This window comes from Brevundimonas sp., from assembly GCF_035561115.1.
In the GTDB taxonomy this organism is placed as follows: domain Bacteria; phylum Pseudomonadota; class Alphaproteobacteria; order Caulobacterales; family Caulobacteraceae; genus Brevundimonas.
Map to the genome: position 1 here is coordinate 16,445 of NZ_DATMYH010000089.1, position 22,367 is coordinate 38,811.

At 70.1% G+C, this 22,367-nt stretch carries 22 protein-coding genes; 5 read left to right on the forward strand and 17 right to left on the reverse strand.

The features are described from left to right. Positions 1-95 precede the first annotated feature (95 nt). Positions 96-1,001, forward strand: coding sequence for a universal stress protein (locus VN378_RS11535; protein WP_325743721.1), 906 nt, complete (start codon positions 96-98; stop codon positions 999-1,001). 41 nt (positions 1,002-1,042) lie between these two features. Here VN378_RS11535 and VN378_RS11540 read toward each other — a convergent pair whose 3' ends face one another. From VN378_RS11540 to VN378_RS11590, 11 genes are all read right to left on the reverse strand, one after another. After that, complete coding sequence (locus tag VN378_RS11540) at positions 1,043-1,426, reverse strand: chorismate mutase (RefSeq protein WP_325743722.1); 384 nt, start codon at positions 1,424-1,426, stop codon at positions 1,043-1,045. Further along, complete coding sequence (ubiV, locus tag VN378_RS11545; protein ID WP_325743723.1) at positions 1,423-2,328, reverse strand: ubiquinone anaerobic biosynthesis protein UbiV; 906 nt, start codon at positions 2,326-2,328, stop codon at positions 1,423-1,425. The genes VN378_RS11540 and ubiV overlap by 4 nt, the downstream gene beginning before the upstream one ends. Continuing rightward, positions 2,325-3,317, reverse strand: a complete 993-nt coding sequence (ubiU, locus tag VN378_RS11550) for a ubiquinone anaerobic biosynthesis protein UbiU (protein ID WP_325743724.1) — start codon at positions 3,315-3,317, stop codon at positions 2,325-2,327. The genes ubiV and ubiU overlap by 4 nt, the downstream gene beginning before the upstream one ends. A 1-nt stretch (position 3,318) precedes the next feature. Continuing rightward, complete coding sequence (gene ubiT, locus VN378_RS11555) at positions 3,319-3,873, reverse strand: ubiquinone anaerobic biosynthesis accessory factor UbiT (RefSeq protein ID WP_325743725.1); 555 nt, start codon at positions 3,871-3,873, stop codon at positions 3,319-3,321. After that, the gene (locus VN378_RS11560) at positions 3,870-4,052 is read right to left on the reverse strand and encodes a hypothetical protein (protein WP_325743726.1); all 183 of its coding nucleotides are present in this window, start codon (positions 4,050-4,052) and stop codon (positions 3,870-3,872) included. Before VN378_RS11560 ends, ubiT begins: the two co-directional genes overlap by 4 nt. 221 nt (positions 4,053-4,273) lie before the next feature. After that, positions 4,274-5,488 carry an NnrS family protein gene (locus tag VN378_RS11565; RefSeq protein WP_325743727.1) on the reverse strand — a complete coding sequence of 405 codons (1,215 nt, stop codon included), beginning with the start codon at positions 5,486-5,488 and terminating at the stop codon, positions 4,274-4,276. Position 5,489: 1 nt separating this feature from the next. Then, a complete protein-coding gene (locus VN378_RS11570) occupies positions 5,490-6,233 on the reverse strand; it encodes an ABC transporter ATP-binding protein (protein ID WP_325743728.1) in 744 nt (247 codons plus the stop codon). Continuing rightward, positions 6,230-7,069 (reverse strand): ABC transporter permease, encoded by an 840-nt coding sequence (locus VN378_RS11575; RefSeq protein WP_325743729.1) that lies wholly within the window; start codon positions 7,067-7,069, stop codon positions 6,230-6,232. The genes VN378_RS11570 and VN378_RS11575 overlap by 4 nt, the downstream gene beginning before the upstream one ends. After that, on the reverse strand, positions 7,050-8,051 hold the full coding sequence (locus VN378_RS11580; protein ID WP_325743730.1) for an ABC transporter substrate-binding protein: 1,002 nt from the start codon (positions 8,049-8,051) through the stop codon (positions 7,050-7,052). Before VN378_RS11580 ends, VN378_RS11575 begins: the two co-directional genes overlap by 20 nt. A gap of 10 nt (positions 8,052-8,061) precedes the next feature. Continuing rightward, the gene (locus VN378_RS11585) at positions 8,062-10,287 is read right to left on the reverse strand and encodes a TonB-dependent receptor (RefSeq protein ID WP_325743731.1); all 2,226 of its coding nucleotides are present in this window, start codon (positions 10,285-10,287) and stop codon (positions 8,062-8,064) included. Positions 10,288-10,513: 226 nt separating this feature from the next. Beyond that, a complete protein-coding gene (locus VN378_RS11590; RefSeq protein ID WP_325743732.1) occupies positions 10,514-10,810 on the reverse strand; it encodes a DUF2249 domain-containing protein in 297 nt (98 codons plus the stop codon). A 167-nt stretch (positions 10,811-10,977) separates the two neighbouring features. Here VN378_RS11590 and VN378_RS11595 point away from each other — a divergent pair, with 167 nt between their 5' ends. Beyond that, on the forward strand, positions 10,978-12,345 hold the full coding sequence (locus tag VN378_RS11595; protein WP_325743812.1) for an aldehyde dehydrogenase family protein: 1,368 nt from the start codon (positions 10,978-10,980) through the stop codon (positions 12,343-12,345). Positions 12,346-12,352: 7 nt separating this feature from the next. Here the strand turns inward: VN378_RS11595 and VN378_RS11600 are convergent, their stop codons facing one another. Continuing rightward, a complete protein-coding gene (locus VN378_RS11600; RefSeq protein ID WP_325743733.1) occupies positions 12,353-13,045 on the reverse strand; it encodes a Crp/Fnr family transcriptional regulator in 693 nt (230 codons plus the stop codon). 111 nt (positions 13,046-13,156) lie between these two features. On the opposite strand from VN378_RS11600, the gene VN378_RS11605 reads away from it, so the two are divergent. From VN378_RS11605 to VN378_RS11615, 3 genes are read left to right on the forward strand one after another with little or no spacing between them, the layout of a single operon-like run. Further along, positions 13,157-14,713, forward strand: a complete 1,557-nt coding sequence (locus tag VN378_RS11605) for an acetolactate synthase large subunit (protein ID WP_325743734.1) — start codon at positions 13,157-13,159, stop codon at positions 14,711-14,713. Further along, positions 14,710-16,107, forward strand: a complete 1,398-nt coding sequence (locus VN378_RS11610) for an FAD-binding oxidoreductase (RefSeq protein ID WP_325743735.1) — start codon at positions 14,710-14,712, stop codon at positions 16,105-16,107. The genes VN378_RS11605 and VN378_RS11610 overlap by 4 nt, the downstream gene beginning before the upstream one ends. A 50-nt stretch (positions 16,108-16,157) precedes the next feature. Next, positions 16,158-16,688: a 6-pyruvoyl trahydropterin synthase family protein gene (locus VN378_RS11615; protein ID WP_325743736.1), complete on the forward strand. Its 531-nt coding sequence runs from the start codon at positions 16,158-16,160 to the stop codon at positions 16,686-16,688. Positions 16,689-16,822: 134 nt separating this feature from the next. On the opposite strand, the gene guaA is transcribed toward VN378_RS11615, so the two are convergent. From guaA to guaB, 5 genes are read right to left on the reverse strand one after another with little or no spacing between them, the layout of a single operon-like run. After that, the gene (gene guaA / locus VN378_RS11620; RefSeq protein ID WP_325743737.1) at positions 16,823-18,385 is read right to left on the reverse strand and encodes a glutamine-hydrolyzing GMP synthase; all 1,563 of its coding nucleotides are present in this window, start codon (positions 18,383-18,385) and stop codon (positions 16,823-16,825) included. Beyond that, positions 18,382-19,029, reverse strand: coding sequence for a 5'-methylthioadenosine/S-adenosylhomocysteine nucleosidase (locus VN378_RS11625; protein ID WP_325743738.1), 648 nt, complete (start codon positions 19,027-19,029; stop codon positions 18,382-18,384). Before VN378_RS11625 ends, guaA begins: the two co-directional genes overlap by 4 nt. Continuing rightward, entirely contained in the window at positions 19,026-20,435 is a 1,410-nt protein-coding gene (locus VN378_RS11630; protein ID WP_325743739.1) for an RsmB/NOP family class I SAM-dependent RNA methyltransferase, read from the reverse strand. Before VN378_RS11630 ends, VN378_RS11625 begins: the two co-directional genes overlap by 4 nt. 9 nt (positions 20,436-20,444) lie before the next feature. Further along, entirely contained in the window at positions 20,445-20,846 is a 402-nt protein-coding gene (locus VN378_RS11635; RefSeq protein ID WP_325743740.1) for an MAPEG family protein, read from the reverse strand. Between the two features lie 17 nt (positions 20,847-20,863). Further along, positions 20,864-22,324, reverse strand: coding sequence for an IMP dehydrogenase (guaB, locus tag VN378_RS11640; RefSeq protein WP_325743741.1), 1,461 nt, complete (start codon positions 22,322-22,324; stop codon positions 20,864-20,866). Positions 22,325-22,367: the final 43 nt, after the last annotated feature.

The following is a 22,367-nucleotide window of genomic DNA, read 5'->3' on the forward strand; positions in this document are numbered from 1 at the left end:
GCAGGCGGTGCGGGCGGACGCCGGCTTCATCTCTTGCGCTCGATCAATGTCCGGAGGGCGCAAGGACGGCAGACTGGATGGAACTGGAGGTCGCAATGGGCAATTCCATACGTCGGATCGTCGTCTGTCTGGACAACTCGTCCCGGAGCGATCGCCTGGGCCGTCAGGCCGCCGCTCTGGCGCGGCGGCTTGGCGCCGGACTCATCGGACTCTGGAGCCTGCATCGTCCCTTCCCGACCCCGGCCGAGACCTTCGCGCGCGGCGCCGGAGCGATCCATGAGGTGCTGGAGCATCAGGCGCAGCAGGAACAGGCTCTCGTCGCCGCCGCGCGCCGGGCGTTCGACGCTCTCATCCAGCCCTTCGGAGCGCCGGCGGAATTCCGCGCCGCCTGGGACGACGATCCAGACGTCACCGGCTTCGCCACCGCCGGCGACCTGATCGTCGTCGGCCACCCTCGCCTGCCGGGGCTGTCGGAGGCCTTGTCGGCGGATCGGCTGCTCCTGCGTTGCGCCCGGCCCGTGCTTGTCGTCCCGACCGACTGGGCCGGGGATATCGGCGGCCGCGTGCTGATCGGGTGGAATGGCAGCCGGGCGGCGCGGCAGGCCGTCGACGACGCCCTGCCCTTGATCGCAGCTGACGCGTTGGCGACGGTCCTCGTCGTAGATCAGGCCGCGCCGCCCCCGTCCCTGGTCGAGCTGACGGCCGCCTTGCAGACCAGGGGCGTGCGCACCGCTGCGAAGGCTGTGGACTCACGCGCCGCCACGGTGACCCGGGTGATCGTGGAAACAGCCGATGAACTGGACGCCGACCTCGTCGTCCTCGGGGGCTACAGCCGTTCCCCTACGGTCGAAAGATTGTTCGGCGGCGTCACGCGATCCCTGCTCGCGGCGACGTCTCGCCCGCTCCTGCTTTCCCACGTCCCTGACGACGTCCGTAAAGCCATCGCCGCGGATCGCGATTCAGGCCCGCCGCCGAAAGCGGGCATCGCGCCCGGGGATTGATCAGGGCGTGGCCCGATTGTCGTACGGCCCGGTCTCCGCCGCTATGGAATGCGCCCGCCGCCGGGACGGTGCGAAATAATGGTCTCGTGAGAGGAGCCGTCCTGACAACCGCAACAGCTGTCGTGGGGCGCCCCGGACTGCGCCTCGAGCCAGGCCGCCTCATGATCGGCGCAGCGCTCGACCAGCAGGCGCCAGACCGGTTCGGCGATCGCGGCCGACAGACCCGCCAGGCCGGCGGCCTGCAGCACATTGGCCAGAACGGCCTCGACCCGGGCTGGATCGCGCACCCTGGCAGGGTCGCCCTTCAGCCGGGCGACGGCTTCGACGATCCCCTGCCGGCGCGCCAACGTCTCGACCATGCGCCGGTCCAGCGCATCCAGTTCAGCCCGGAGGGCGGCGAGTTTCAAATGGCCGGGATCGGTCATGCCGGGCCTCCGACGGACTCGAGCCCCGCCTCGCCGCGCAGATAGCCCCCGATCAGCGCGCCCGGCGGGCCGGAGGCGACGACCCGGGCGGCGAGTTCGGCGCCGTCGATCAGGCCGTCCGCCCGGTCGCGGAACGCCGTGGCCACGGCGACCATGTCGGCGGTGTGCGGCGACAGGCGCAGGGCCGTGACGCCGGCTGCTCTGAGCGTCGCCGGCGCCGCATCGGCCAGCTGGACGCCATGCGACAGGGTCTGGACGCCGTTGACAGCGAGGAAGTCGCGCCCGTCCAGCGTCCTCAGCGCCAGCCCGTCGGGGTCCCGGTCGCAGATGAACTGGCAGGCGTCCTTGTGCAGGCCGTGGTGGCGAGCGTGGTAACAGCGTCCGGACAACGCCAGCGGCAGCCGGCCGAAGGCGAACAGCTCGATCTCCAGTCCCGGACAGGCGGCGGCGATCGCGGACACGGCTTCAAGCGACAGTTCGACATTGGCGCACAGCCGTACGCAGCCGCGCGTCATCAGCTCGCGCGCGGCCCCCTCATTGTAGATGTTGAGCAGGGGTCCGGCCACGAACGGCCCGGTTCGGCCCCGCAGGCCCGAGACGTCGTTGATCTCGATCAGCATCTCCTGTTCGGCGGCCAGGGCGGCGATGGCCTTGCGGTCGCGCCTGAGAGCCGGAAGCCCCAGCGTCGACCAGACCACCGTCCTGCCCGCCTGGGTCAGGCGATCGGCGGCGTCGGCCAGGGCCGCGTCGATCAGCGGCGCGCGTTTGCCGCACACCACCTCGCCCAGATAGACGCGGTCGATGGGCGCCTCGTCGGCGATCCGCGCATAGAAGTCGCGGATTCGGTCCGGGGTCCAGTTGAACAGCAATGGCCCGAGGGTCAGTTGGAGGGGATCGGTCATCGCCAGGTCTTCCGGTAGGCGCCGGCGGTCTCGCGACCGCCCTCGGCGAGGTCGGTCAGCAGGCTTTCAAACGGCGTGGGATCGGCGCCCTGGTCCAGGGCGTCGATGGCTCCGCGGAAGGCCGAGGCGACGCGCGCCACATAGGCCTTGCCCCGCTGCCGCCCCTCGACCTTGACCGCCGTAACGCCGGCGCGGCGCAGCGCCGCCAGCAGGCTCATGGCGTTCAGACTGACGGGATCCTCGAACAGGTAGGACAGGCCGCCGTCCACATCGAACCGGCCCTTGCACAGGGTCGGATAGCCGGCCGGCTCGCCTGGCGCATAGCGGTCCAGCGCCAGCCCGCCGAGGCGTGACACCAGCGCCCCCTCCTCCTCGGTGTAGGTGACCGCTTCCGGCGGCGAACACACGCCGCTGAGATTGGGCGACCGTCCGGTGACATAGGACGACAGGGCGCAGCGCCCCTCGGCCATGACGCACAGGCCGCCGAAGACGAAGGCTTCGGTCTCGACCGTGATCTCGCGCATCAGGGCCGCGATCTCCTCGACGCTCAGCACGCGCGGCAGCACCACCCGCTTCACTCCATAGGCCTCAGCGTAGAAGGCGATGGCCTCGGGCGAACCGGCGGCGGCCTGGACCGAAAGGTGCAGCCGCAAATCCGGGTGAGCTTCCCGCGCGTGCGCCAGGACCCCCAGATCGGCGACGATGACCGCGTCCACCCCGGTTCCCGCGGCGGCGTCGACCGAGGCCCGCCAGCGGTCGCCGGCGCCGGCCCGGGCGAAGGTGTTGACCGCCAGCAGCACCTTGGCGCCGTGGTCGTGGGCCCAGGCCACGCTGTCCCTCAGTTCGGCCGGCGAGAAGTTCAGGCCCGGAAAATTGCGGGCGTTGGTGTCGTCCCGCAGGCCGCAATAGACGCTGTCGGCGCCCGCCTCGATCGCCGCCCTGAGCATGGCGGGCGACCCCGCCGGACACACCAATTCGATGGACCCCATTTCAGAGCTCCCGCGGCAGGGGGCGCAGCCGATTCAGCGCCCCGGCCAGCCCCGCGTTGAGCCGGTCCCGGAAGGGCGGACCGACCCCCAGCAGGTCGGCCAGCGTCAATTCGGCGGCTTCAAGCGTATTGTGCAGGGCCACCACGGCGCGCGTATCCCCGTCCACGCGGATGCGCCTCGAGAAGAAGGCCGAGTCGGCGTCGCACCGGCCGTCGAACAAGGCCAGCAGGGTCAGCAACGGACCGGAGATGCGGGCGGCGTGGGGCGGCGCGTCCGCCACGCGGACCACTTGCACGTTTCCGGAGCCGCGGCCGGGCCGCAGGCGGAAGGCCACCGGAAAGTCGGTCGGGGCGACGATGAAGGTCACGTCGCCGGCCTCGCCCAGACGTTCGAACACATCGGGCCGGCGGCGCGCCACCCGGCGCAGGGCGAGGGTCAGGAGGCGCTCAACGGGATCGCGCAGGGCCATCAGGACGAAGGTGGCGGCCTCGCCTCGCCCCGGCGCGGCCCGCCGCAAGCCGCCGGACCTCCGGCCCGCCGTTGCGCGGCCGGTCACGCCCCCGTCTCCGAGGCGTCGCCGAGGCACTCGGGGACCAGGGCGACAAACGGCGAAAACAGGGCCGCAGGAAACTCCTGATCCAGCACCGCCTGGAATTCGCCGGGCGTCCAGGTCTCGTTTTCCGGGCGAGAGCCGGGGAAACAGGCGCCGGCGACGGCGACGGTGGATGGGCTCATGGGATCTCCTGAAGGATGGATGGCGCGGAGACGCCCCGGCGTCGTTGTCCCGGCGCAACCTCGCCCGGGACGACCGGATCAGCCTCCGGTCGCCGGCGACCCGGACCGGGCCGCCTTCCTGCATCCCCATCAGCGCGATCCTGCCTCGGCCTGCGATCAGTCGATCGACATGACCCCGGTCCCTCCAGTTGGCCCTTGCATCGATAGGCCGACACCAGGGATCAAGGCTCGGATGGCGCGGTCCGCACGTCCAGCCCGGCGCCGCTGGAGAGGAAAGGCCAGTATTGCTGAAGCCAGAGGAGAAAGGCGCCCGCCCACATCAGGGCCCCCGCCAGGTGCAACGGGGGCAGAAGGGACGGGTCGGCCAGCCCGAACGCCGCGGCCACCCGGGCGAGCGTGCCGCCGACCAGCAACAGGAACGCACCCTTTACGGGCGCCTCCAGACCCAGGGCCTGGCCGGTGTGAAGCTTGCCCGCGATGGCGAACACCGACAGAACGCCGAGACCGAGTCCGCCCATGGTCAGCAGATGAAGTCCCGCCAGTTCGGGGATGGGCAAGGCCAGACGACTCGCGCCGACAAGCAGCAGGCCGGCCCCGGCGAGTGCGGAGGATCCGCCGAGCGCCAAAACCTCCGATCGAAAGAAGGCGCGGCCGATGAAGGCCTCCGCCGAGCGGTCCATATAGGCGGCGCCGGCGGCGATGAGGAGAAAGCCCTCCACCGCAGCCGACGCGCCGAGGATGGTCCCGACCATCGCCGCGGCGATCAGGATCGGGCCAAGGTTGCGGCGTCCGGGGTGCGGCCGGAACGGCGTGCTCCTGAGGTCCGGATCGAGGATGCGGTTGGTGATCGGCGGCGTGATCCGGGCGAGCGCGAGACCAAGGACAGCCGTGAAGGCGAGAACCGAGAGCCACAGCGCCGTCCTCGCCAGTTGGAGGTCGCCAGTCAGGAAACCGTATCGGGTAGCCGCCTCACTGAGCCACAGGGCGCCGATCCAGAACAGGAAGCCCCGCAGACCCCAGGCGCGCAGGCGGACGGCGGTGAACGCCAGAAAGACCACGATGGCGCCCAGCCAGGCGAGGTCGACGAGAGCTCCGAGACCGCCCAGGACGTCCGCGCCCAGAAGTCCGACCAGTCGCCCCACACCCCAGAGGCCGGCCAGGACGAACAGGATGGGCCCCCTTGGCCGATCCTGGTTGCTCCATTCCGGGACCGCGGTGAAGATGAAGCCAAGCAGGGCCGCGCCGAAGGCGCCGATCAGCATCTCATGGCCGTGCCACAGCGACGGGGGGACCGTCCGCGCCAGAGGCAGGTTGAAGCCATAGACCGCGACCCAAAGCAACGGCCAGGCGGCCGCGTGGAGCGCCGCGAGGGGAAAGAACAGGCGCAGGGCCTCACCGCCGAGCACCGCCGCCGTGGCCCGCGACCGCCTGCCCATTCTAGTCTCTCTCATCAACGTCATTGATGTGCAGAAATGCGGGGTCGTGGGCCAGCAGATCCTGGACCGTATCGAATATCTGACGCTCGCTGCGCCGGCCCGGGCGGTCCGGAAGACGGCGGTTCGCGATCACGCTCCGCCCTCCCCCATCGAGAACCACGATGCGATGGGCGATGCGGGCCGCCTCGGCCAGGTCGTGGGTGACGAACAGGGCGCTGACGCCGCCTTCATCGAGCGCGGCGATAGTGAGATCCTGCAATCGCCGCTTCAGGCCGACATCGAGCGCGCTGAATGGTTCGTCCAGGAAGACGAAATCGGGATCGGCCGCAAGGGCGCGGGCGACGGCCACCCGCTGCGCCATGCCGCCTGACAGCTCCAGCGGATATTTGTCGAGGTCGTCTTCGCCGAGCGCCACGCTCGCGGCGACCTCGCATACCCGCCGGCGTCGGATCCTGCCGTCGACGCCGCGACGCCTGAGGGCGTAGGCGATATTGTCGCGCGCCGTCGCCCACGGCATCAGGCGCGGCTCCTGGAAGACCACGCCGTGGCGTCGATAGTTGCGGACGACCCGGCCGCGCACGGGCTCCGTCAGGCCGGCGGCGATATGCAGCAGGGTGCTCTTGCCGCAGCCGGACGGCCCCACCAGGGCCACGATCTCCGCCACCCCGACCGCCAGATGAATCTGGTCCAGAACGGTGCGTCCGAGGTAGGCGTGGCCGACGCCGCTCAGGTCAAGCCGGGTCAACGCTTCACCCCCCACTGGCGCGCGGCGTCGCGCCAGCGTTCGAGGTGGCTGCGGATCGGATGGATCAGACCGTATTCAACCGCCAGCAGGGCCGACACCGAGATGAGCACCCAGGCCAGGGCCTGGCGGACATCGAGCATCGTGCGGGCGTCCGCGAGCGCGCCGCCGACCCCGCCCGTATTCGTCAGAAGTTCCGCCATGACCGCGACCTTGAACGCCGTGCCGGTGGCCATGGTCAGGGCCGGAAACAGGCTGGTCATCATCTGGCGCAGCCCGATCGTGGCCAGGCGCGTGACCGGGCCCGCTCCGAACGCCCGGGCCATGTCGTCGAGCCGCCGATCCCGCCCCGTCACGCCCTCCGCGGCCCCGATGAAGAGCAAGGGCGCGGCGGCGACGACGACCGTCACCGTGACGGTGGCGTCGGAGGACCCGAACCAGATCATCGTCATGACGATCCAGGCGATGGGCGGCACGCCGAGCATCACCGTCAGGATTGGCCGGGTCAGGCGCATCAGCGCCGGAGAATAGCCCGCGACGAAACCGGATACGCCGCCCACGGCCAGGCCCAGGGCGAGTCCCTGGATCGCCCGCACGGTCGTCCGGCCGGCGATGCCCCAGGCTTCCGGCCGGCCGAGCAGGTCAATCATGGCCGCCAGGACCGCCATCGGCGCCGGCAGGATGAAATCGCCGAAGGCTTCATGCCCGACCTGCCAGAGGGCGCCGATCAGCGACAGGCCCGCCATGCCGACCCAGGCGGACCACAGGAAGCCGCCGAAGCGGCCCGCCGTCCGGGACGCCGCCAGCGCGAACGGGGCCCTAGAGATAGAAGCCCTCATCCGGAGCACGCCCCCCCAGTATGGCGGGATCAGCGGCGGCGATCGTCGAGAAGAAGCGGTCGATCGCCGGTCGGGCCGCCTTCGCCTCGACGACCCTGAGATTGGAGAACGGAATGGCCGCCTCCAGGATGGCCGCCGGCATGCCCAGCGATCCGGCCGCCGCGCGCGCGGCGGCCTTGGGGTTCGCATTGACCGCGACGGCCGCGTCCGCGAGGACCCGGTTCAGGCGCGACAGCCGCTCGGCGTTGTCACGGTGGAAAAGCCCCTTCACCGCCAGGCCGGCCTGGGGAAGGGTCGCGGCCGGATCGCCGACCACGGCCCGCCAGTGGTGCTGGACGTCGATGACGCGGCTTACGGTCTTGCCCACCAGCCGCCCGCCTAGGATCGCGGCCGAGGCCGCCGGCTCGGGCACGAAGGCGGCGTCGACCGCGCCCGTGAGCATCAGCTGAACCGCCTCGATCGGCGATCCGGTGTTGCGGATCGTGACGTCCGCGCCCGGGACCAGTCCATGGAAGGCGAGCAGACTCCGCAACACCACGTCCGGGGCGTCGCGACGGTACGGAACGGCCAGGCTGCGGCCCTTCAGATGTCGGGGTCCGGTGATGCGTGCGTCCGGCGAGACCACATAGAGCAGGCCGTCGGTCATCACGTTCAGCAGCCGTACGTCCTGGCCCCGGTTGTAGAGACTGGCCGCCGTATTGAGAGGCATCACCGACAGCTGGATCGTTCCGGAGGTCAGGCCGGCCCTCAGTTCGTCAGGACTCCGCCAGGCTTTGACAGCCACCTTCTCGGCCAGGGTGTCCATCAGGCTCAGATCCGCGGCATAGGCCAGCACGATCGTGGGGCCCGCCGGCGGGCCCCAGAGGGTCAGCGTCGAGGCGTCCGCGCCTCCTCCACGCCCGTCGCAGCCCGTGGCAACCGCGGACGCGCCGAAGGCAAGGCCGGAGACCAGCGCGCCGCGGCGGGTCAGGAAGGGGGTCATCATGGAGTTCCTAGAAGGCCGCGCGCAGGCCGGCGATCAGCGCCCGCCCGTCTCCGGGCAGAAAGACAGCCTGGTCGGGCCGGGCCTGATCAACCACCAGGGTGGACGAGGCGTAGACCTCGTCGAGGACGTTGCGAACTTCGACGAAGGCGACGATCCCGGGTTTGACCGTATAGACGGCGCGCAAATCGACCGTGGCGAAGGCATTGTTGTAGAGGGTGTTCATATTGTCGACGGGCGTGCGGGACGGACGCCAGTGGACACTGGCCGCCAGGGTCAGAGCCGACGTCGCTGCATAGCGCAGGTCGGCGTTGACCACATGCGGCGGGGCGCCCGCCAGGCGATTGTCCCCACGCAACGGGTCATCGACGAAGCGGAAGTCCTGATAGGCATAGCCCAGCCGCCCCGTCGTCCGCTCGCCGAAATCCGCCTCCAGACCGAGTTCGAGACCAAGATGGCGAGTATCACCCGCGTTGACCGCTCCCAGCGAAACCCCGGTGGCGTCCCGCAGGCTCAGCAGCTCCCCTTCGACCCAGGAATGGTAGACCAGGCCATCGAAGCGCAGGGCGCCCCGCCCTCCGCGCCAGCCGACCTCGACGGTGTCGCTGGTCTGGCCCTTCAGATCGGGCGTGCGGAACACCTCGGCCGGCAGGCCTGGATTGCCGGGGTTGGGGCGACCGGGCGACGAGTTGGGGGTGCCGTTGACGGTGGCGATCAGGTCGTCGTGGGACGGCGGCTCGAAGCCTCGGCTGACGGCGGCATAGATCAGGCTCCCGGCCGCTGGCCGCCAGCTCAGGGCCAAGGCAGGATTCAAGGTGCGCCAGCTGCGGTCGTAGCTTGAATCGACAGTCGTCACCGCGCCATCGGGCAGACGCTGCGCGGGATTGAGCGGATTGAAAGCCAGCGTGGGCCGGGTTGTCTCCGAATAGGTGTCAGCAAAGCCGCGGTCGGCATGGACGTAGGATAGCGAGGGCGAGAGCGTCAGCCCCGGGCGAAGCGACAGATTGGCGGTCAGGTTCAGGCCCCAGGTGCTGGCGTCCAGCTTTCCCTTCCCGAACAGCGCGCCGCGCTGGCCGGCCGCGTTGAGCATGTACACCCGGTCCGCCGAGCCGGTCGAAAGATGGCCCGCAATCTCGAGCGGCGGCAGCCCATCGTCCGCATCAAGGACGGCGTACCGCGCCATCAGGTTCACGTCGCCGCCCCGGGTGTCGCGGTAGCCGGCCGAAACCGGGAAGCGGAAGCTGTCGTCGGCATGGACGTAGCTGGCCGCCGCATCGATCGCGTGGCGGCCCCGGCGAACCGTGGTGCGGTTGCCGACCCAGGTCAGGCGGGTGTCACGCTGCGGTCGGTCGCGCACGACGTTGGGTCCAGGCTGTCCGGCCACGCCGTTGACAACGACAGGGCCGGTGGACACCTGGCGAGGATCGCGGGCGAGGGCCTGGGCGGAGAGCGGACCGGCGACGTCGAAGATGTTTTCGACATGGCCCGCGAGAAACCGGGTGCTCACCCCCGACGCAGGCCGGGCTTCGGCGCTCAACAGGACGCTGACGCGCCCGGCGTCGTTATAGGTCCGATAGCCGTTCCGGGCGCTGTAGCTGATCGCGCCCGAGGCCGACCAGGGCCCTGCCTCGATCCCGCCCTCGGCCAGGCCATAGAGGTAGCCGTGGGCGCCGCCCTCGATCCGGCCGCGGAGCCCCGCCGCGGCCTCGCCCGAAGGCGACACGAAGTTCAGCGCGCCGCCGAGGGCCGCCGATCCCAATCGGTTCGCAGTGTAGCCGCGGAAGATCTCGATGAACGTCGCCTGTCGCGGATCGACAAGCCCGACGACGTAGGAGCCGTCGGCGCGATTGAGCGGCAACCCATCCTGAAGAAACAGCACACCCCGCTCGGCCGGGTTCTGCTGCAGGCCCGAGCCCCGTAGTTGGAGCCGCGGCTGGTCATCGCCGCCGAAGAATGCCTGGACGATCGCGCCCGGGGCGAACGCCAGGGCCTCGGCCAGACGTACGCCCCCCTGGTCCTCGAACGCGACGGCGCTGATCACGCTGGCGCCGCCGGGGGTGAGGGCCGCTCGCGCCCGGGCTTCGGTCTGCTCCGTGCGTGGAGCCGTGACGACGATCTCCGTCAGCGAATAGGCCGCCTCCGACCCCGGGGCCACGGACTGGGCGGCGACTTCGAATGACCATCCGGCGGCCAGAGCGAAGGCGACGCCGAACGCCGGCTGCTTGATGCGGCGCAAGGACGGAGAGCCGAAAAGGCTGGAAAGGAGTGTCATCTGCATCGCCAAGGACCAAGAAATGATATTGCGACGCATTTGCACATATAGTCGGATTGAAACCATGCGCCGGATCGTCGCGGATCCCCCCGGGCGGAACGCCCACGCGATCCGGCCTTGGCGAGCGATCCGGCCGCGATCAACCGTCACGCCTGGCAATCATCTCCTTGCCGTTGTTCGCCGGGTCTCCTCATTCCAGCCGAAGCATGTCGATGACCACGCCCTGTTCGGATCGATGACGATAGGCCACCTCGAATGCTTCGCCGTAACGATCGGCGATCTGGCGCAGGAGGGGCAGAGGATCATGATCGTTGAGGAAGCGCATCGTCTCGCCAGGCGTGAGAACGTCCAGGGCGCCGAAAATCGCGGCATGGCGGAAGCGCCGCGCGACGCCGCGGGCGTCGAACGGATGCACGGCTTCCGGCGCGGGAGCGCCTTGCGCCGGATGATCGGGAGAGGCCTGGCGGCCGGCGTCGGTCGAACTCATGATGGGGGCTCCTTTGGCAGTCATCGTGACGCAGCGGGACGGGCGGAACCTTGTCCGGGCGCAAGGCGGCGGCCGGATTTTTCGGCAGGCTGCCGCCGATGACCCACGATCCACGTACTGAGGCCTCCCCGCCGCCCTCGCGGGGTCCGGCGCGCGCCGTGACCGCTATGGACCCACCGCGAAGCGTCGCCGCCGCGAGGGCGGCCTTTGACGACGGACGCACCCGCGATCGCGCGTGGCGCGCGCATCAGCTGGAGGGACTGATCGAGCTGACTGATGCTCACGAATCAGCGATCGCCACGGCCTTGCGCGACGACCTCGGCAAGCCACGGGCCGAGGCCCTGACCACCGAAGCCTGGTTGGTGCGTGGAGAGGCCCGAAGGGCGACCGGCGCCCTGACACGCTGGATGCGCCCGCGGAGCGTGCCGACGCCCTTGTCGCTGTTTCCCGGCCGGAGCCGCATCGTGCCTGAGCCGCGCGGCGTGGCGTTGATCATGGGGGCGTGGAACTATCCGTTCCTCCTGACCCTCTCGCCGCTGATCGGCGCCCTGTCGGCGGGCTGCGCCGCCGTCGTCAAGCCCTCCGAACTCGCGCCGGCCACCGCGAACCTGCTGGCCGACCTGCTCCCGCGCTACCTTGACGATGAGGCGGTCCAGATCGTGCAGGGCGACGCCGATGCAGCCCAGCGCCTGCTCGAGGCCCGGTTCGACATCATCCTGTACACCGGAGGCGGTCGTGTCGGCCGGCTGGTGATGACAGCGGCGGCGCGTCACCTTACCCCGGTGATCCTGGAACTGGGCGGCAAGAGCCCCGCCCTGATCCACGACAGCGCGGATATCCGTCAGGCCACCCGCCGTATCGCCTGGGGGAAGATCCTGAACGCCGGCCAGACCTGTCTGGCCCCTGACTACGCCCTCGTGCCGCGCCGGCTGATGGACGCGTTCCTCGACACCTGGCGCGAGGCCGTGAGGGAGTTTCTCGGCCCCGACGCGGCGACCAGCGCCGACTACGGCCGCATCCTCAACGACCGCCATGTCGAGCGGCTGGGCGGCTATCTCAGGGAGGGTCGGATCGCCCTGGGCGGCCGCGTCGATGCGGCGGTCCGCTTCATCGAACCCACCGTCCTGGTCGATGTCCCGCCGACCGCGCGCGTGATGCAGGAGGAGATCTTCGGCCCGATCCTGCCGCTCATCCCCTATGACACATGGGACGAGGCCTTGGCCTTCGTGAGGGCGCGGGACAAGCCGCTCGCCGCCTACGCCTTCGGCCGCGACAATCGGGCCCTCGATCTGGTCGAGCGGACCATCAGCGCCGGCGCCTTCTGCGGCAACGATGTGATCGTGCAACAGACGGTGCCCGGGCTGCCCTTCGGCGGGGTGGGGGCCAGCGGCATGGGCGCCTATCACGGGCGCGCGGGCTTCGACGCCTTCTCGCACGCCAAGGCGGTGCTGAGGCGACCCGCCCGTCTCGATAGCGGGATGCGCTTCCCGCCGTACTCGGAAACAACGCTGCGGCGACTGCGATCGTTCTTCTGAGGACCGCTCAGCGCCCGCACATCTGCTGCAGCCGCCCCGGATCGAGGATGGTCAGGCGCGCATAATGGGTGGCTACGACGCCCTCGCGGCGCAGGCGACCCAGCAGCGCGGCCAGGCGCTGACGCGACAGGCCGACCATGCCGGCGAGCTCCTCCTGGCTGAGCCGCAGGTCGATCTCCAGCCCGCGGTCCGTACGCCGGCCGTTGCGGCCGGCCAGCTCGGTGAGGATGAAGGCCAGCCGCGCCTCGGCCGAGGCGGTCAGGGCCTGTTCGACGAAGGCGAGAGCCGTGCGCTGGTGCATGCAGGCGAGCGCGCCCAAGGCCCGGTCGAACCCGGGATGAGCGGCGGCGATCGCATCCAGCCGGGCGGAGCCGACGTGCAGCACCGCTGACGGGCCGAAGACGACCGCGTCGTGGAGGCGCGGTTTGCCGTCCAGCACGGAAATCTCGCCGAACCAGTCGCCGGGCCGCAGGATCAGATAGATGAGCCGGCGGCCAGCCGCGGAATGGCCGATGAGACGGATCTCACCCTCCAGCACCGCATAGAGACCGTCGCCAGCGTCCGCGGCGCGATAGACGGCGGCGTGGTCGTCGACGGCCCGGATACGCCCGGCTGCTAGCAGGGCCGCACGCGCCGCCGGAGTCAGGGTCGCCGGCCAGGCGCCGTCCTTCAGCCGGTGTTCCACCTCGATCCAGTCCATGCGGCGATGTGTACCGCTGAATTGTCGTCAACGCGACAATTCAGACGGCGGGGCGCCGCTAGCGTCGCCTCAAAAGGGCCCGCTCGCAGCGGGCCCCAGGGAGCCGAAGCCATGGAGACCGCCGTCCGGATGCTCGAGACCTTCGCCGACGGCGGCGTGGAGGTTTGCTTCGCCAATCCCGGCACCTCGGAGATGCATCTGGTGGCGGCGCTGGACCGGGTCCCGCGCATCCGCCCGGTGCCCGGCCTGTTCGAGGGCGTGGTCACCGGCGCGGCCGACGGCTACGGCCGGATGCGCGGCGCGCCTGCGCTCACGCTGCTGCATCTCGGTCCCGGCCTCAGCAACGGGTCGGCCAATCTGCACAACGCCTTCCGGGCGCGCACCCCGATCATCAATCTGGTAGGCGATCACGCCGTGGCCCACCGGGCGAACGACGCGCCCCTGCAAAGCGACATTGAAAGCCTCGCGCGACCCGTCAGCCGCTGGTTCGCCGCCGCGCAGACTCCGCAGCAGGCGCTCGAACTGGCGTCATGGTCGCTGGACGCGGCGGCGCGGGAGGGTCCCGGAACGCTCGTCCTCCCCGCTGACGTGGCCTGGTCGGACGCAGACACGAAACGACCCACCCCGGGACGCACGGCCTCATCCGGAACGCCGACCTGGGATCGCGATATCGACCGGTTCGCTGACCGCCTGCGGACCGGAGGGTGTGCTCTGGTTCTGGGCGGGCGGCGCCTGGGCGCGGAGGCCTGCGCGGCCGCCGCGCGGATCGGGGCCGCCACGGGGGCCATGGTTCTGACCGACACCTTCCCGGCGCGGGTGGAGCGGGGGCGAGGTCGTGTCGCCCTGCCCCGCATTCCCTATCTGATCGAGATGAGCGCGGGCCTTCTGGCCGGCGCGCGGACGGTGATCCTCGCCGGCGCCCCGGCGCCGGTGGCCTTCTTCGCCCTGCCCGGCCGCCCCATGCGCCCGACCGCGGGGGATGCGGAGATTCTGACGCTGTGCGACGCGGGCGAAGATCCGACCGAGGCCCTGGTCGCGCTCGCCGAGGCCGTCTCCGGAGCTGCGAGCGACCTGACGGCGCCGCCGGCGATTGCCCCCGGCCTCGCCTTGTCGGAGCACGACCGGGGCCTCGATCCCGATCTGCTCGCCCGCGTGGTCGCCGCGACCCTCCCGGCCAACGCCATCGTCTGCGACGAATCGATTTCGCTGGGCCTGTACGCCTACGACCAGGCCGCCGGCGCCGCGCCGCATGACTGGCTGTCGCTGACCGGCGGCGCGATCGGTCAGGGCCTGCCGCTGGCCACGGGGGCGGCGATCGCCTGTCCCGACCGACGTGTGGTGGCGCTGCAGGCGGACGGCAGCGCCCTCTATACGGTGCAGGCGCTGTGGACCCAGGCGCGCGAGAGTCTCGACGTCACCAACGTCATTCTCAACAACGGCGCCTACGCCATCCTGAACATGGAACTGGCCCGGGCCGGCGCTTCGCCCGGGGGGCGCGCCGCGCAGGCCCTGTTCGACCTGACCCGGCCGGCCATCGACTTCTGCGCCCTGGCGGCCGGCTTCGGCGTCCCGGCGACGCGGGTGCGCACGGCCGGCGAGTTGGCGGCCGCGCTGGCGCGAGCCCAGGCCACCCCTGGCCCCTCCCTGATCGAGGCGATGTTCCCATGAGCGACCCCGTCGTCCCCGCCTCCCTGCCCGAGGCCTTGATCCGGGTTCTGACCGACCGGCTTGGAGAACACTTCACCGTCAATCCCGTGGTCCGCGCCCATCATGGCGGAGGTGGGACGCGGCATCCGAACCGGCCGCCGCAGGCCGTGGCCTTCCCTGACACGACGGCGGCGGTCGCCGAGGTGGTTCAGGCCTGCGCCGCTCACGGCGTCGCCATCGTGCCCTACGGGGCGGGCACTTCGCTCGAAGGTCACGTGGCGGCGATGTCCGGGGGCGTGACCATCGACCTGTCGCGGATGAATCGCGTCCTGAGGGTCGGCGTCGATGATTTCGACTGCACGGTGGAGGCCGGCGTCACGCGCTCGGCGCTCAACGCCCATCTGCGCGACACCGGCCTGTTCTTCCCCGTTGATCCCGGAGCCGACGCCACCCTGGGCGGGATGGCGGCGACACGGGCCTCCGGGACCACCACGGTCCGTTACGGCGGCATGCGCGAGAACGTCATGGCCCTGACGGTGGTCACCGCCGCCGGCGAGGTGATCCGCACCGCCCGACGGGCGCGCAAATCCTCGGCCGGCTACGATCTCACCCACCTGTTCGTCGGATCGGAAGGCACGCTCGGGGTGATCACCGAGGTCACCCTGCGCCTGCATCCGGTCCCGGAGACAATGGCCGCCGCGGTCTGCGCCTTTCCATCGGCCGAGGCCGCGGTGCGTACGGTGATCGAGGCGCTGCAATCAGGCCTGGTCCCCGCGCGCGCCGAATACCTCGATCCCGTCCAGATGGGGGCGGTCAATCGCGCCTTCGGGCTCGACTACGCGGTCGCCGACAGCCTGTTCTTGGAGTTCCACGGGGGGCCGGACGAGGTCGGGGTCCAGGCGAGGATGTTCGGCGAGTTGGCCGAGGCCAATGGCGGCTCCGGCTTTCAGTGGGCGGTGGAGCCGGAGGCGCGCGACCGGCTATGGAAGGCGCGTCACCAGGCGGGGTTCGCGGCCCTGTCGCTGCGGCCCGGCGCGATCCCCTGGTCGACGGATGTCTGCGTGCCGATCAGCCGGCTGGCTCAGTGCGTCATGGAGACCCGGGCAGACCTCGACGGCGCGCCCTTCCCGGGCACGATGCTGGGCCACGTCGGCGACGGTAATTTCCACTGTATCCTGTTGCTGAACCCCGACGACCCGGCCGAGATGGCCGCCGCCGCCGGGTTCGACGCGCGACTGGTCCGGCGCGCCCTGGCCATGGACGGCACCTGCACCGGCGAGCATGGCATCGGTCTGGGCAAGCAGGCGGCGCTGGTCCATGAGATGGGGGACGCAGTCGGCCTGATGCGCGCGATCAAGCACGCGCTCGATCCGGAAGGCCTGTTGAACCCGGGCAAGATCTTCGTCGCAGGCTGATCCGGCTCCGGAACCCGCCCGTTGATCGCATCCCCGCTACGGAACCCTTCATGGCCTTCCTCTCCACCAAGACCTACGGCGCCGATCGCGGTCTCTCGTGCGCCTTCAGACAGTGGGCCGCCGACAGCCACTGCCACCTTCTCCATGGCTATTCGCTCGGCTTTCGCTTCACCTTCGCCGCCGAACAGCTTGACCACCGCGGCTGGGTCGTGGACTTCGGCAAGGGCGGCTTCGGCGGCATCCGGGAATGGCTCCACGCGACCTTCGACCATACGCTTCTGATCGGCGCCGACGATCCGGACCGGGACGCCTTCCTGCATCTTGAGAGCCTCGGCCTGGCCCAGGCGCGGCTGGTCCCGGGGACCAGTTGCGAACGCCTGTCGCAGTACGTTCTGGAGCACGCCGAAGGTCTGATACGGGAAGCCACCGATGGCCGGTGCTGGGTGCAAAGCGTCGAATGCTTCGAGCACGGCGCCAACAGCGCCCTTTACGAGAATCCAGCCGCCCTGCTCTCTAAGATCGACCTGGAAGTCTACACCCGCCTGCTGGCGGACGCCTCGGTCGACAGGCGCGTCCGCTGAGCCTTCCGGGCGCCGGGGCCGGCAATTCTACGACCATAGAGCTTCGCGGCGAACTGATCAGTTTGACCGACCAGAGTCCCATTGTCGTCAGAGAATTTTCTAGCCAGACGCCGCTCCCGTATGCTCGCCGCCCCTCACTCCCACTCGATCGTACCCGGAGGCTTGGATGTCACGTCGTAGACCACCCGGTTGACCCCCCTCACCTCATTGACGATCCGCGTGGCGCAGCGGCCGAGGACGTCCCACGGGAATTCGAAGAAGTCGGCGGTCATGCCGTCCGTCGAGGTGACGGCGCGCAGGGCCAGAACCTTCTCATAGGTGCGGGCGTCGCCCATAACGCCGACGGTCTTGACCGGCAGCAGAACGGCGAAGGCCTGCCAGATCTGGTCGTACAGGCCCGCCGTGCGGATCTCCTCCAGATAGATGGCGTCGGCCTGTTGCAGGGTTTCGACGGCGTCGGGGGTGATCTCGCCCGGAATGCGGATGGCCAGACCCGGTCCCGGGAAGGGGTGGCGACCCACGAAGGCGTCGGTCAGACCCAGTTCGCGGCCCAGGGCGCGGACTTCGTCCTTGAACAGTTCGCGCAGCGGCTCGACCAGCTTCAGCTTCATGAAGTCCGGCAGGCCCCCGACGTTGTGGTGGCTCTTGATCACCGCCGAGGGTCCGCCCGAGGCCGAGACGCTTTCGATCACGTCGGGATAGAGGGTGCCCTGGGCGAGGAATTGGGCGCCCTCGATCTTGTGGGCCTCGCGGTCGAATATCTCGATGAAGACGCGGCCGATGGTCTTGCGCTTGGTTTCGGGGTCCGAAACACCAGCCAGTTCGCCGAGAAATTCCTTTGATGCATCAACATGCACAAGCGGAATATTGTAGTGCTCTCGGAACAGGGTGGTGACCTGTTCGGCCTCGTCCTTGCGCAGCAGGCCGGTGTCGACGAAGACGCAGGTCAGCTGATCGCCGACCGCCTCATGGATCAGCACCGCCGCCACCGAGGAATCGACCCCGCCCGACAGGCCGCAGATGACCTTCGCATCGCCGACCTGTTCCCGGATCTGGGCGATCTTCTCGTCGCGATAGGCGGCCATGGTCCAGTCGCCCTTCAGCCCGGCGATGCCGAACAGGAAGTTGCGATAGATCTCGGTTCCGCGCGGCGTGTGGTGCACTTCCGGATGGAACTGCACCGCATAGATTTTCCGCGCCTCGTCGGCGATGGCCGCGAAGGGCGCCCCGGCCGAAGTGGCGACGACCCTGAAGCCCTCGGGGATGGCGGCGACCCGGTCGCCGTGGCTCATCCACACCGGTTCGCGATGGTCGACGGCGCCGACGCCCGCGAACAGCGGCGTCTCCTCCGCGATGACGATCTCGGCCCGGCCGAACTCGCGGTGATGGCCGCCCTCGACCTTGCCGCCCAGCACGTCGCACAGCAGCTGCTGGCCGTAGCAGATGGCCAGCATCGGCAGGCCGAGGTCGAACAGCTTGCGGCCGATGCGGGGACTGTCGGCCTCCAGCACGCTGGCCGGTCCGCCTGACAGGATGATGGCCTGCGGCTTCATCGTGTCGACGACGGCCTCGGCCTTGTCGAACGGATGGATCTCGCAATAGACGTTCGCCTCGCGCAGTCGGCGGGCGATCAGCTGGGTGACCTGGCTGCCGAAGTCGACGATCAGGACCTTTTCGTGATCAGCGGGGACGGTCATGCGGGCTCCGTGGCGGCAGGCGGGAAATGGTCATGCAACAGGTCCAGCGCCTGGGCCAGAGCCTGATCGACCTCGGCGAGAGCGTCGGTCCAGTGTTGGAGGGCGGACAGGTCCGAGCGACCGTCCGAGACGCCCCTCAAACCCATCACCGGCATCCTGAAACGGGCGGCGGCGCGGACCACGGCGAAGGTCTCCATGTCGACCATATCAGCGTCCACGGCGTCATAGGCCGCGCCTGAGACGACGCTGGCCCCGGTGGCGAGACGCGCGGTCGGAAGGGTCGCGGGACCTTCGGCGAGCGGAAGGATGGCGGGAATGCGCGGAAACGGCGTCTCGCCCCGGGGAAAGCCCAGGACGCTGGCGTCCATGTCGCGATAGCTCACCGAGGCGATGCGATAGACGCGGGCGTGGTCGAGAGTGCGCGAACCCGCCGAGCCCAGCGAGACGATCAGGTCCGGCAGGGCGCCTTCAGCCTGCAGCTCGGCCAGGGCGTGGGCGACGGCCGCTGCGGACTCGACCGGACCGACGCCGGTGATCAACGGACGAATGCGGGCGCGCAGGGCCGGGCCGTATTCGGGCTCGGCGGCCATGACGCAGAGGGCGGTCTTCGGACCGAAGCTGGAAAGGGCCCAGTCCCGGCTCACGCCCGCCGCTCGTAGAGGGCCGCGAAGAAGCCGTCAGTGCCGGTCGAGGCGGGCGAGAGACGAATGCGGCCGCCGGAGGCGCCGGAGGCAAGACCCGTGCGGGCGGCGTCGGTCAGGGTCTTCGCCGCCAGCAGATCGGCGACGGGCACAGGCCTGAAGCCCGGATACGCCGCCTCGAAGGCGTCGGCGACGGCCTCGTTCTCGCGCGTCAGGATCGAGCAGGTGACATAGGCCAGCCGGCCGCCGGGCTTCACCAGCGGCGCGGCCTGGGCGAGGATGCGCAGCTGCAGGGCGTGCAGCCGTTCGACCTCGTCGGCCTTCAGACGCCAGGCGTCCTCGGGGCGGCGGCGCCAGGCGCCGGAGCCGCTGCAGGGCGCGTCGACGAAGACCAGGTCGGCCTTGCCGTTGAATTCCTCGACCCCGCCGCCGTTCGGACCCAGCATGCGCAGATCGGCGGCGACGCCGGCGCGCTCGAGGCGCGGACGGATGTTGTCGAGCCGCTTCTGCACCACATCGCAGGCGATCAGACGCATGCCGGCGACGCGGGGAGCCGTCTTCGCGGCCGCTTCCTCATCGGCGCCGACCGGCGACCAGCCGGCGGGCCGGGGCGCGGCGACCTTCGAGAGATCAGCTTCGGGCAGGCCCTGCACCGCGAGGGCCAGGGTCTTGCCGCCGCCGCCGGCGCAATAGTCGACGACGATGCTGTCGGGCGTGAAATTCAGGCCCGATCCGGCCAGCCAGGTCACGATCTGGCTGCCCTCGTCCTGGATCTCGATCTCGCCGACGTTGAAGGCTTGCAGGCTCTGGACGTTGGGCGCGGGTTCGGACGGCAGGCGCAGGCCAACCGCCGACCACGGCGTCGGCGCAGGCGTCAGGCCGCCGGCGGTCAGGTCGCGGCGAGCGGCCTCGACGGTGGTCTTCGCCGTATTGACGCGCAGGTCGACCGGCGCGCGGGCCATCAAGGCGGCCGCCTCCTCGCTCCAGCGGTCGCCGAAGGTCGTCTTCAGGTCCTCGGCCACGAACTCGGGCAGGCCGGCGGCGGCCCAGTCGGGCAGGTCGCCCTCCCCGGCCTCGATGCGGGCGCGCTCCTGTTTCGACAGCGGGCGCGGGCCGTAGCCGTCGCCGGAATGGAGGGCCTCGATCTCTTCCAGCGACAGGCCGTCGAGGAAGGCCAGCGAGCCGATCACCAGGGCCCGACCATCCTCGCGTCCGCCCATGGCGCGAACCAGACGGCCGCGCGCGCGCAGCACCTCATAGACCCGCTCGGCGACGGCGCGGCGGTCCTTGGACCCCGCATAGCGGTTGGCGGCGCCCCAGGCCTTGAGGACCACATCGGCGGGCGCGCGGCCCTGGGCGATGCTGTCCAGGACGGAGGCGGCGGCGGCGAGGCGGGCTGCTGGGGTCAATTCAGGCTTTCAAACGAACAGGGCGGCGATGACCATGACCAGCCCGACGAACGACACGCCCCAGACCAGAGACCGGACATAGGCGACACCGAAGGCGTAGAGGGGCAGGTAGATCACGCGACCGAAAAGATAGAGATGCGTCCCCCACAGGGTCAGGGGGCCGCCGTCCTTGCCCGCCACATGCGCCATAATCACGGCGGCGGCGAAGATCGGCAGGGTTTCGAACAGATTGGCCTGGGCGCGGATCAGCCGGCCGGCCATCCTGCCGGGCGGCGGAACCTCGCCGTCGCGGGCGCCGGCGTTCCACTTCAGGCCCAGTTCGGCCGTGCGGGCGCTGGCCGCCCAGCCGATCTGGACCAGAGCCAGGATCAGGGTGAAGGCCAGCATGATGAATTCAGGCGTCATATCCATGGCTTGAACCTCCCCGCTCATCCCTGACGATAGTTGGGCGCTTCCCGGGTGATCATCACGTCATGGACGTGACTTTCGCGCAGGCCGGCGCCGGTGATCCGCACGAAGCGGGCCCGATCCTGGAAGTCGGCGATGCTGGCGGCGCCGACATAACCCATGGCGGCGCGGAGCCCCCCCACCATCTGGTGCAGCACCGGGGCGATCGGCCCCTTGTACGGCGTCTGGCCCTCGATACCCTCCGGCACCAGCTTCTGGGTGTCCTCGACTTCCTTCTGGAAGTAGCGGTCGGCCGAGCCGGCCCCCATGGCCCCGACCGAGCCCATGCCGCGGTAGGACTTGTAGGACCGGCCCTGGTACAGGAAGACCTCGCCGGGGCTCTCGTCCGTGCCGGCGAACATCGAGCCCATCATCGCGACAGAGGCGCCGGCCGCGATGGCCTTGGCCAGGTCGCCCGAATATTTGATGCCGCCGTCGGCGATGACCGGGGCGCCGGACTCCTTCGCCGCGCGGACGGCCTCCATGATGGCGGTCAGCTGGGGAACGCCGACGCCCGCGACGATGCGGGTGGTGCAGATGCTGCCCGGGCCGATGCCGACCTTCACGGCGTCGGCGCCCGCGTCGATCAGGGCCCGCGCGGCGTCATAGGTGGCGACATTGCCGGCGATGATCTGGATGCGGTTGGATTCGCGCTTGATGCGCTCGACCACGCGCGAGACCTGGATCGAATGGCCGTGGGCGGTGTCGATAACGACCACGTCCACGCCCGCCTCGGCCAGGGCCATGGCCCGCTCATAGCCGGCGTCGCCGACGGTCGAGGCGGCGCCGACCAGCAGCCGGCCCTGATCGTCCTTGGCGGCATGGGGGTGGGCCTGGGCCTTCTCGATGTCCTTCATCGTGATCAGGCCGGTGGCGCGATAGTCCTCGTCGACGACGATGACGCGTTCGATCTTGCGGTCGCGTAGCAGGGCCCGCGCCTCGTCGCGTCCGGCGCCCTCGCGCACGGTGACCAGATCGCCCGTGGTCATCAGCTCGATGGCCTTGCGGTTCGGGTCGGTGTCGAACCGCATGTCGCGGTTGGTCAGGATGCCGACCAGCTTGCCGCTGACGGGATCGACGACCGGGAAGCCCGAGATCTTCTTCTTGGCCACGATGGCGCGGATCTCGCCCAGCGTCGTCTGGGGCGTGATGGTCACCGGATTGATGACCATGCCGCTTTCGTAGCGTTTGACCTCGCGGACCTGATCGGCCTGTTCCTCGACCGTCATATTGCGGTGAAGCACGCCCAGACCGCCGGCCTGGGCCATGGCGATGGCCAGCCGGCTTTCGGTGACCGTGTCCATGGCGGACGAGGTCAGGGGGATGTTCAGCCTGATGTCGCGGGTGAGCTTCGTCGAGACGTCCGCGTCGGCGGGCATGATCTCTGACGGGCCGGGTTCCAGCAAAACATCGTCGAAGGTGAGCCCTTCGCGTATCTCCATGAGGAGTCTCCGTTTTGCGGGCCGCGTATAGCGGTGAGCGGCA

Excerpts from the sequence above, each read along its gene's own strand:
- VN378_RS11635 (WP_325743740.1), bottom strand. The coding sequence starts at position 20,846 with ATGGATATGACGCCTGAATTCATCATGCTGGCCTTCACCCTGATCCTG.
- ubiU (WP_325743724.1), bottom strand. The coding sequence starts at position 3,317 with ATGGGGTCCATCGAATTGGTGTGTCCGGCGGGGTCGCCCGCCATGCTC.
- VN378_RS11580 (WP_325743730.1), bottom strand. The coding sequence starts at position 8,051 with ATGACCCCCTTCCTGACCCGCCGCGGCGCGCTGGTCTCCGGCCTTGCC.
- VN378_RS11600 (WP_325743733.1), bottom strand. The coding sequence starts at position 13,045 with ATGGACTGGATCGAGGTGGAACACCGGCTGAAGGACGGCGCCTGGCCG.
- VN378_RS11565 (WP_325743727.1), bottom strand. The coding sequence starts at position 5,488 with ATGGGCAGGCGGTCGCGGGCCACGGCGGCGGTGCTCGGCGGTGAGGCC.
- VN378_RS11575 (WP_325743729.1), bottom strand. The coding sequence starts at position 7,069 with ATGAGGGCTTCTATCTCTAGGGCCCCGTTCGCGCTGGCGGCGTCCCGG.
- VN378_RS11540 (WP_325743722.1), bottom strand. The coding sequence starts at position 1,426 with ATGACCGATCCCGGCCATTTGAAACTCGCCGCCCTCCGGGCTGAACTG.
- VN378_RS11535 (WP_325743721.1), top strand. The coding sequence starts at position 96 with ATGGGCAATTCCATACGTCGGATCGTCGTCTGTCTGGACAACTCGTCC.
- VN378_RS11610 (WP_325743735.1), top strand. The coding sequence starts at position 14,710 with ATGAGCGACCCCGTCGTCCCCGCCTCCCTGCCCGAGGCCTTGATCCGG.
- VN378_RS11590 (WP_325743732.1), bottom strand. The coding sequence starts at position 10,810 with ATGAGTTCGACCGACGCCGGCCGCCAGGCCTCTCCCGATCATCCGGCG.
- VN378_RS11595 (WP_325743812.1), top strand. The coding sequence starts at position 10,978 with ATGGACCCACCGCGAAGCGTCGCCGCCGCGAGGGCGGCCTTTGACGAC.
- guaB (WP_325743741.1), bottom strand. The coding sequence starts at position 22,324 with ATGGAGATACGCGAAGGGCTCACCTTCGACGATGTTTTGCTGGAACCC.
- VN378_RS11615 (WP_325743736.1), top strand. The coding sequence starts at position 16,158 with ATGGCCTTCCTCTCCACCAAGACCTACGGCGCCGATCGCGGTCTCTCG.
- VN378_RS11560 (WP_325743726.1), bottom strand. The coding sequence starts at position 4,052 with ATGAGCCCATCCACCGTCGCCGTCGCCGGCGCCTGTTTCCCCGGCTCT.
- ubiV (WP_325743723.1), bottom strand. The coding sequence starts at position 2,328 with ATGACCGATCCCCTCCAACTGACCCTCGGGCCATTGCTGTTCAACTGG.
- VN378_RS11605 (WP_325743734.1), top strand. The coding sequence starts at position 13,157 with ATGGAGACCGCCGTCCGGATGCTCGAGACCTTCGCCGACGGCGGCGTG.
- guaA (WP_325743737.1), bottom strand. The coding sequence starts at position 18,385 with ATGACCGTCCCCGCTGATCACGAAAAGGTCCTGATCGTCGACTTCGGC.